At 64.3% G+C, this 429-nt stretch carries 1 pseudogene; it reads right to left on the reverse strand.

From position 1 onward, the window contains the following. A pseudogene (locus tag DW899_RS10355) lies at window positions 1–429 on the reverse strand (SIS domain-containing protein); the annotation flags it as partial.

Genomic DNA, 429 nt, shown 5'->3' on the forward strand with positions numbered 1-429 from the left:
TGAGCAGGCGCAGGCCGAAGCAGTCGGCGAGGTAGTAGCCCATCTCGCAGCCGCCGTTACCATGATCGGAAGCCATCTTGACGCAATTCTCGGCGCCGACAGCCTGGCCGATGGGGCCCTCGGGCTTGGTCATGGCGTAGACGCGAATGCCCTTTTCCTTCATCTTCTTGACGGCCTCGAGGACCTCGGGGGTGGTTCCGGACTCGGAGGCGGTGAGCACGACGGACTTCTCGGTCATGCGCTTGTGGCCCATGACGTTCCACTCGGCGGCGTGGATCAGGTAGACCTCGAGGTCGCGGTCGCCGAACTTGTTCATGAGGTACTCGAGCTGCATGAGCTCGTCCCAGGTGCCGCCGACGCCCATCAGGAACACGGCGTCGTAGCCCTCGTCGGCGACCTTGTCGGCGAGCGCGGTCATCTTCTTGCCGG

This window comes from Collinsella sp. AM41-2BH (assembly GCF_003468085.1).
Lineage (GTDB): Bacteria > Actinomycetota > Coriobacteriia > Coriobacteriales > Coriobacteriaceae > Collinsella.